At 37.5% G+C, this 8,340-nt stretch carries 6 protein-coding genes; all 6 read right to left on the bottom strand.

The window, feature by feature from the left end; genetic code table 11:
• Positions 1–170 precede the first annotated feature (170 nt).
• Positions 171–1,247, bottom strand: a complete 1,077-nt coding sequence (locus ACOVO2_RS12660; RefSeq protein ID WP_421770330.1) for an adenylate/guanylate cyclase domain-containing protein — start codon at positions 1,245–1,247, stop codon at positions 171–173.
• A 61-nt stretch (positions 1,248–1,308) separates the two neighbouring features.
• Positions 1,309–2,652 carry a TolC family protein gene (locus tag ACOVO2_RS12665; protein ID WP_421770331.1) on the bottom strand — a complete coding sequence of 448 codons (1,344 nt, stop codon included), beginning with the start codon at positions 2,650–2,652 and terminating at the stop codon, positions 1,309–1,311.
• On the bottom strand, positions 2,642–5,752 hold the full coding sequence (locus ACOVO2_RS12670; RefSeq protein ID WP_421770332.1) for an efflux RND transporter permease subunit: 3,111 nt from the start codon (positions 5,750–5,752) through the stop codon (positions 2,642–2,644). The genes ACOVO2_RS12665 and ACOVO2_RS12670 overlap by 11 nt, the downstream gene beginning before the upstream one ends.
• 9 nt (positions 5,753–5,761) lie before the next feature.
• The gene (locus tag ACOVO2_RS12675) at positions 5,762–6,781 is read right to left on the bottom strand and encodes an efflux RND transporter periplasmic adaptor subunit (RefSeq protein WP_421770333.1); all 1,020 of its coding nucleotides are present in this window, start codon (positions 6,779–6,781) and stop codon (positions 5,762–5,764) included.
• A 231-nt stretch (positions 6,782–7,012) separates the two neighbouring features.
• Positions 7,013–7,393 (bottom strand): hypothetical protein, encoded by a 381-nt coding sequence (locus ACOVO2_RS12680; RefSeq protein WP_421770334.1) that lies wholly within the window; start codon positions 7,391–7,393, stop codon positions 7,013–7,015.
• Positions 7,394–7,489: 96 nt separating this feature from the next.
• Positions 7,490–8,020: a Crp/Fnr family transcriptional regulator gene (locus ACOVO2_RS12685; RefSeq protein ID WP_421770335.1), complete on the bottom strand. Its 531-nt coding sequence runs from the start codon at positions 8,018–8,020 to the stop codon at positions 7,490–7,492.
• Positions 8,021–8,340: the final 320 nt, after the last annotated feature.

An 8,340-nucleotide genomic window follows, 5' to 3' on the forward strand; every position in this document is an offset into this window, starting at 1 on the left:
AGTTTTTGACTTTCGGCTGTAGGCATTCGGCAAAAATTTTACTGTTACTAAAAAAACAATCCAATACTTTTTGCCTTATGCCTTCTGCAAACAACTTAAATCAAATTTTGCTCACTAGCTCACCTTTGTTCCTACTAACCTTTTTTGTGCCTGGGATCATGACAAGTTGTTTAATGCTTATTGAATTGCACTGTATAAATCTTTGTCTGCTGTTCTTTTCCTCGTAAAAACACCTCATCAGCAAGGTTTACGCTATAAACTTTATGAGTACTTAAGCAATTCTTGATATCTTGGGATACCAATAAATCAACATTATATTGGCTACAAAGACTCATGATTCTGGCACAAGTATTGAGCACATCGCCGTGATAAACAATACATTTTTTCATTGATTTTATGACTGTGGCGGTAACAATTCCACCATGAACGGCAGCCCGAAAATGGGGTACTTCTCCGAAATTCTCTATGAACTCTTCCTGCTTATTTTCGATGGCTCGACAAAAATCAAAATATAAATGGATGGGTGCGGCGGTTTTACTGGCAAAATCTCGTTGCCAAAACAAAACGGCTTCGTCGCCCACAAATTGATACAAATTTGCCTTGTGCTGATAAAGGCAGTTGGTCAATAGGGCAAAACATTCATCAACCAATTGGCTGTATGCTTTATGTCCGAGTTTTTCTGCCAAGCGAGTAGAGGATTTTAAATCTATAAAAATAAACGTTAAGTCTTCTTCTTGGGGCTGTTTGTATCGACCCACGAGTGAGTCTAAAATGGCAGCAGGTTCGAGGTACTCGGTAGCGGCTTCCCAGATATTCAGGGCAATACTAAATACCAGTAGGTAAATGAAAATAGCGATAAAAGTATCGCTTTTGATAAAATTAGGAAGGTCGTTGAATACCTTTTCTATCGGAACGCTTCTATTTTCTAAGAGGACAAATAAGCAGATTTCGCCCAAAATGATGGTTGTAACAATCAACCCATATTTATAAAGTACAAATTTTAGGAATGAATATTTTGTCCATTTTTCAAATAAAAACAACTCGGCTATTCCGATGACAAGCGATATAACAAAGCCAATTGCCATACTCAATGGAACAATCACAAAACGAGAGCTTTGTTTAATCAGAAGGATTTCTTCTGTACCCAATAATTTTACATAAAAGAATAATCCAATTCCGGCGGTGTATAAAGCCGAAAGTATCAGTATCGTGATAATTTTGTGGTAAAGGATTTCAACATTTGTCATACAACAAGTTAGCAACTAATACACCCAATCGTGTATCAGTTGCTAATGAAAAGTGAAAATTTTATTTGCCAATTAAATTATTCAGTTCTGCCACGGCTACCAAATAAGATAAGTCGGCGGCATAAAGGTCGGCTTCGGCTTGTGCTAAGTGGGCTTGTGCATCAAGCATTTCTGTATTGATATTCATGCCTGATGCCTTTCTATCATTTTGTTCTTTAAGAGCATCGTGGCGGTACTTCACTACTTTTTGAGCCACGCCAATCAAAATTTTAGATTGATTTACTTTTCTCCAAGCTTTTTCTACTTCGCTATTCAACTGATTTTTGAGGTAGGAAATATTTTCTTCGGCTTGCTTTACTTGATAAGTTCTTTGGTTCATTACTTCTTTGTTGGTGAAGAGGTCTTGCAAATTCCATTTCAGGTTCAATCCAACAAAAAAGTTTACCGTTGGTAAAATCGGATTACCGTATTGATACGAATAACCAGCCACAGCTCCTACATCTGGAATATTGCTTTGTTGTACCGCTTTTAGGCCAAGTAATGCTTTTTCCTTTGTAATTTCTGCGATTTGCAAATCAGGATTGGCGGCGGCATCGGCTTTGTATTCGTCTAATACTTTCAGTGATTCTTGACGCAAATCTATATCTTTTATGACTAATGAATCAGCTTTGATATTACTTAGGTAGCTCAAATCACTGAGATAATCTTGTACTTGCATCGTCAGTTTCATGCTGTTTTGTTCTTCTTCGGCAATACTTGCCTGCAAACCTGCAATACTTGTGCTGACGATTTTTCCTGCATTCAACGCTCCTTCCGCATCATAAAGTTTGGCTTTGGCAAGTGCCAATTTTGCTTTTGATTCTTCTGTTTTTTTCTGAACGATTAATACGCCATAATACAGTTTTTCAATCGACAAACGCAATTGCTGACTGGCTTTGAGCTTTTCTTTTTCGGTCAGTTGAATATCAAGAAGGTTGAGGTCTAAACCTGTTTTGATTTTCCCTTGCTGACTAATGGGCTGATAGATAGACAAGCCCATGCCATACGTATGGCGTTCGCCTAGGGTAAATTTGCTACTTTCTTGTGGCAACAATTGCTCTGTACCTGTATTGGTTGTTACCGAGCCAAGTACTCCAGCAGGAATAGTTAATTCTGCTAATTTGAAATTATATTGATAGTTTCCGTCTAAAGAAGCCGCAGGATATTTTCGGATATTATCTTCACGGAGTTTACTCTTTTTTTCCAGAATTTGCCAATCTTTAATTGTTAGTAATTGATTGGTTTTCAAGGCTGATTCTATCAATTCTTGTAAAGAATATGCTTGCTTCGACTGTGCCTTCAAGCCAAAAGCATTCATTAATAAAACGAGTAGCAATAAAATTTTGCTTTTGATATTAAGCTTCATGGGAAACAAGTATTTTTGAATCTTGTGAAAATTGAGTTTTGTCTTTGGGCTTTATCCAACCAATGTACAGCACTGGCACGGTTAGCAATGCCATAATCATACTCCAGACTACCCCAAAAGCGAGTACGCTTGCCAAAGGTGCCCACATGGCAGATTTAGAAATAATCATGGGCATTACGCCAATGGCCGCCGCCATAGCCGTAAGGAAAATAGGACGCAAGCGACGTTGAGCAGCAAGGATGGCCGCCGTTTTTATGTCCATGCCTTGTGTTATCAAAATATTGGTATAGTCCACCAAAATAATGGCATTCCGAACCACAATTCCCGACAGGGCAATCAAGCCAATAAAAGCCGTGAAACTAAAGTTGTTTCCTGTGATGTACAAGCCGAAGATTGCTCCAAACAAACTCAAAGGAATAGTTAGCATGATGATAAATGCTTCTTTGAGATTTTTGAATTGGAAAAGTAAGATAAAGAAAATCAGTACTAAACTAATCAGCATGGCACTGACCATATCTACAAATACTTCGTCTTTGTTGGCTTCTTCGCCACCGTACTCAATTCGATAACCGCTTGGCAATTGTAATTTTTCGATGTCGTCTTTTATTTCACCCAGCAATTCGGCCGGCAAAACATTGGGCATGGTTTCGCTTTGTACCGTTAGGGTTCTTACGCCGTTGCGGTGCATGATTTTACCTGTTTGCCATTGCGGTGTTAAGTCGGCAATTTGTCGAAGTGGTACTTCTGCATTCGTCACAGGCGAAGTAAGATAAATATTTTCTAAATCCTGGGTATCTTTACGACGGTCTTTGTCTAATCTTAAAACGATATTGACAGGATTATTTCCTTCGTAAATCGTAGAAATCGGATAACCGCTAAAACCTGTATAAACCATCTGAGCAATACTTGAGGTAGTAAAACCAAGCTTTTGGGCTTCTTCCTTTACTCTTAAATCAATACCATAGCTATCTTCGGCAAAATCATTTCTTACTAAAAAACTTCCCTTGCTTTTCTTCAAAATACTTTCGACCTGACTACCAATATTTTTAAGTTGAGCGATGTCTTCTCCTACAATTCGTACTTCTACGGGAGCCATTAATTGCGAACCTTGTTGCATGAGTTTTACAAAAAAAGTACCTTCGGTAGTAAGGGTTTTTAATTTTTCTCTGAGTTCTTCGCTGAGTTCTTCGGCCGTTTTTTCGTTGGTTGTGTTTACTAAAATAATCCCGTAATTGGTTGTTGGTACTTCTGGGGCGAAATTGTAATAAAATCTTGGTGCCGATGTACCCACAAACGTAGCGAAATCATTGACTCTTTTATCTTTTTTGATAAGTTTTTCAGCTTCTAAAATTACCTCTTGCGTTTTGGCTACTTTTGTGCCTGTGGGCATCCATACTTCTACGATAAACTGATTGCGTTCTGCTGGTGGAAAAAAGAGTTCTCTTACCCCATGAGTCATCAAAAAGTACGCTGCCATTACCGAAATAATACTTCCCAAAATGGTCAGTTTAGGGAATTTAACACACCAGTCTAATGCTACATTGTAGCCATCCTGCATATAGGTCAAGACAGATTTTTTTTCTTTCTTGTGGCTACTTTCTTCGCCGTGGTTATGCAAACCTTTTTTGATAAAAGTATAGCACAACAAAGGCGTAAGTACCAAAGCCACAAAGTATGAGGCAATGAGGGCAATGGCAACCGTAATAGGCAAAGTAAAGATAAATTCACCCGTAGAACCTCTGAGCAAAACCATGGGCATAAACGAGGCAATAATGGTAATGGTAGCCGCCAACACTGGAATGATGAGGTCGTAGGCACTTCGCCAAGCGGCTTCCCAGCGGTTTACGCCTTCGTCTAATAATTCTACGTAATTATCAGCAATTACGATGGCATCGTCCACCACCATTCCCAATACCAAAATCAAAGCCGCCAACGAAACTTGGTGTAATTCTATGCCGATGCTATTCATCAAGGCAAAAGTCAAGGCTACTGTTACGGGTATTGCCATCGCTGCTACTGAGGCAATTCTGAAAGGTAATAACAGAATGACAACTACAATTACCGAAACTATTGCCAAGAAAAACTCTTTGATAAAGTGTGAAATATTTTTATCGACCAAAGTAGGTTGCGATACCAACGTAGTTACTTTAATATTGGCTGGAATCAACTTTTGTGCTTCCTTAATTTTGGCTTCTACTTCTTTACCAAAATCTACAATATTATTGCCTTCGTGCATTTGTATGGAAAGCAACATGGCTTTGTTGCCATTCACGGTAATAATACTTTCTGGCTCGGCATAATCTCTTTGTAATGAGGCTACATCACCCAGTTTTACAACTGCTCCTACCGATGAAGTACCGATAATTTGATTCGCCAAATCGTTTTCTGTGCGATAATATCCATTTGTATAAAGTGAGGTTTCAGCTTGCTCATTTTTTACTTTACCTGTTGCGTTGATACTATTTTGCGATTGTAGCAAATCGGCTACCTGCCCAAGGTTGATATGGTATCGTGATAATTTTTCGGAGCTCGACGACACCACAATTTCTTCTTGTTGCTCACCAATACGTTTTACTTTTGAAGCCGCAGGCAAAGTACGAATGGCAGCTTCCATTTTTTGAGTATAAGTTTTTAGCTGTTCGTAAGTGGCATTGTTACTTTCTAAGGCAATTACCATTGCTTCGGTATCACCAAAGTCGGAATCTACAAGTGGCCCTTGCACACCTTTTGGTAAATCTAATTCCTTTGAAATCAACAACTGATGTCTGAGCTTATTCCAAAAAATATCGGGTTGTTTTACTTTTTCGGTAAGCTCTACATTGATAATCACTATACCGTCTTTGGTAGTAGAATAGGTTTTGGTTTTATCTACTTCTTCGTACTGAAAAAGGTATTGCTCCAGTTTTTTGGTTACTTGGTTTTCTACTTGTACAGGTTTTGCACCGGGAAATAGGGCAATTACAAGTCCCTGACGAATCGTTACTTTGGGGTCTTCTCGGCGTGGCATTTCAAGTAATGAATTTACGCCAATGGCAAAGAGCATCAACAAGACTGAGAGCGTAAGATGCTTATATTTAAGTGCTGCTTCTATAAAATTCATATTGCTTAATTATTTTGAAAGGATGATATGTGAGCCATCTGAAAGCTTGGTTTGTCCTGATGTTACTACGGTTTCGCCCAAGGATAGGCCAGCAACTATTTCAATTTTGTTGTTGACGATTTTACCGAGGCTCACATTACGTTTGAAAGCCTTGCCCGATGTTTTGTCCACTACATAAACATAGCTTTGGCTGTTGGCATCATTACCAATGCAAGACGATGGTAATAAAATGCTTTCTTTGCTCTGGTTGTTATTCAATTTTACCTCAGCAATCATCCCAGGACGAATGTGTAAACCTTTGTTTTCTAGGGTAATTTTTACGGTAAAGGCTCTGGTAGCTTGGTCGGCAACAGCTCCTACTTCGCTTACTTTTCCTTCAAAAGTTTTATCCAATGCACCAATGTAAATCATGGCTTTTTGCCCAATTTTAATATGTTGGAGTTCAGATTCTGGAATAAATGCCGATACAAGTACTTTTTGGATTGATGAAAGTACAAATAGTGGCGTACCTACACCCACAATTTCACCAACTTCTGTTTGCTTACTTAGCAAAACACCACTGATAGGCGAATACAATTTGGTATCTTCTACATTTTTGGCTTGGAGTTTTTGTTGTAATTGGGCTTCTTCCAAGGAAAAAGAAACTTTAGAGAAGTCACTTTCGCTAACGCTTCCTCTTGTACGTAACTGTTTCAAACGGCTGTATTCATCGGCAGTGGCATTTACTTGTACGTCTGAAAGTTGCTTGGCAATCACATAATTACTGGGGTCTAAACTGGCTATTAGTTGCCCTTTTGATACATTTTGTCCTTCTTTAGTATGAATACTTTTTATTTTACCAGCTACCATAAAACCCAAACGGGCGGTAGTAGAGCCTTCAATGCTGCCACTGATAGCAATTTCTGATTGAATACTTGTGCTTGCTACTTGTTCTGTTTTTACAAGAATCGCTTCTTCTTTTTGTACTTCTTTTGGTTCGCTGTTGCACGCTAAAAGCAATAGGGCAACAGGCATGAGATAAAATTTCATGTGCTTGTGATTTGATAGATTTGGTAAATTGTTTGTATGGGGTACTATGTATTAGTGCTGAATTATGAGTTGTGAATAAAAATTTTTTCTAAAAAAGTAATAGCACTCTTTTGGGCATACGCCGTTAGAATTGAGCAAAATAGCTCCTAGAAATACAAGAGAGATATTTTTCTGAGAACCCATCACTCAATGCCGAAAGTCCAATAGTTAGATTATATTTTACCCATTAACTTAGGCCACAAAATATTGCTCTTGAACAATGATGTTATTTGCCCCTAAGAAAAGGAGTACATTTTTGATTCTTTCTGAAAAAAGCTGATTGCCCGAAATTATAAAACACATATTAGGAATAGTGTTGGCATTGATGATTGCCTCGATATTGTCATTTTTCAATAGCCCTTTATGTTCGGTGTAATCGGATTCATAACTTATGTACAGCTGAGAATTAAAATGATATTGCAGTATCCCTAATTCTTTTTGAAAATCGTAAAGATGATTGGATGAATAGTAAAGAAGCGAAACCTGAGCATGATTAGCAAGTTTCTCCTTAATCAAAGGAAAAACAGAAGCAATCCCTACATGATAGGCCAAAAAGATATAGTGAGTTTCCATGTTTCTATGCCTTTGTGATTGATTAATTACAATGCAAAGCACGCAAGAATTTGGATAAAAACTTTTCAGAAATCTTAAAAAATGAAAAATGGTTCATTATTTTTTTCCTCTAATTACACTTAAGGTTTGCTGAGTGATACCCAAATATGAGGCAATATGTCCTAATGAGACGCGGTTTAAGATTTTGGGGTTGGTTTCAAGTAGATTGGCATATCGCTCTTCAGCAGTATAAAACTGAAGATATTCAAGTTTGAGAGCATAAGAATTGAGAATATCCAAAGAAACCCCAAAAAAGAAGCGTTGAATACTAGGATATTTAACAAATAAATCTAGTAAATCATCATATTGAATTACTCGAAGCGTTGTTTCCTCCAAAGTTTCCCAACCGTAGGCTTCCACTTTATTATAAAAAACACTGTTGAGTGGTGCTGTAAATGAATCTTCATCAAAGAAGAAGTGTGTAATATCTTTTCCTTCCTTGTAATAATAACAGCGTAATAAGCCTTTTTCGATGAAAAAAACTTTTCGGGAAAAACTATTTGGCTGAATAACTGTAGTTCCTTTAGCATAATATTCTACCCCAAATGACTGCTCCAATATGAGATTTTCTTCTTCAGAAAATTTCATTTCTCTATTAAAAAATTGAATTATATCCATTGGTCTTAATTAGCAAAGTATATTTACTTGAATATGTAGTGGTCTTGGCTTCGAATTAACACGACAAATATGACTCTTTCTTATGATTGTATTTCCTAACAAAGGACGAATATACCATAATAAAGAACTCCGTAATAGATTTTGCCCAATATTTGGGTGAAAAGAGCCAAGAAACGAAAATCACAGAGGAGACAACAAACCCTAAAAAAGCAAAACGGAGGTAAACTTACCTCCGTTTTTTTTATCAAATTACAACTGTTGTACTCTGTTTATTAGAATCAAAACCTTAT

The sequence above is a fragment of the Emticicia sp. genome (assembly GCF_049241225.1).
Lineage (GTDB): Bacteria > Bacteroidota > Bacteroidia > Cytophagales > Spirosomataceae > Emticicia.

Coding starts and splice junctions, on each gene's coding strand:
- ACOVO2_RS12660 (WP_421770330.1), bottom strand. CDS start 1,247: ATGACAAATGTTGAAATCCTTTACCACAAAATTATCACGATACTGATA.
- ACOVO2_RS12665 (WP_421770331.1), bottom strand. CDS start 2,652: ATGAAGCTTAATATCAAAAGCAAAATTTTATTGCTACTCGTTTTATTA.
- ACOVO2_RS12670 (WP_421770332.1), bottom strand. CDS start 5,752: ATGAATTTTATAGAAGCAGCACTTAAATATAAGCATCTTACGCTCTCA.
- ACOVO2_RS12675 (WP_421770333.1), bottom strand. CDS start 6,781: ATGAAATTTTATCTCATGCCTGTTGCCCTATTGCTTTTAGCGTGCAAC.
- ACOVO2_RS12680 (WP_421770334.1), bottom strand. CDS start 7,393: ATGGAAACTCACTATATCTTTTTGGCCTATCATGTAGGGATTGCTTCT.
- ACOVO2_RS12685 (WP_421770335.1), bottom strand. CDS start 8,020: ATGAAATTTTCTGAAGAAGAAAATCTCATATTGGAGCAGTCATTTGGG.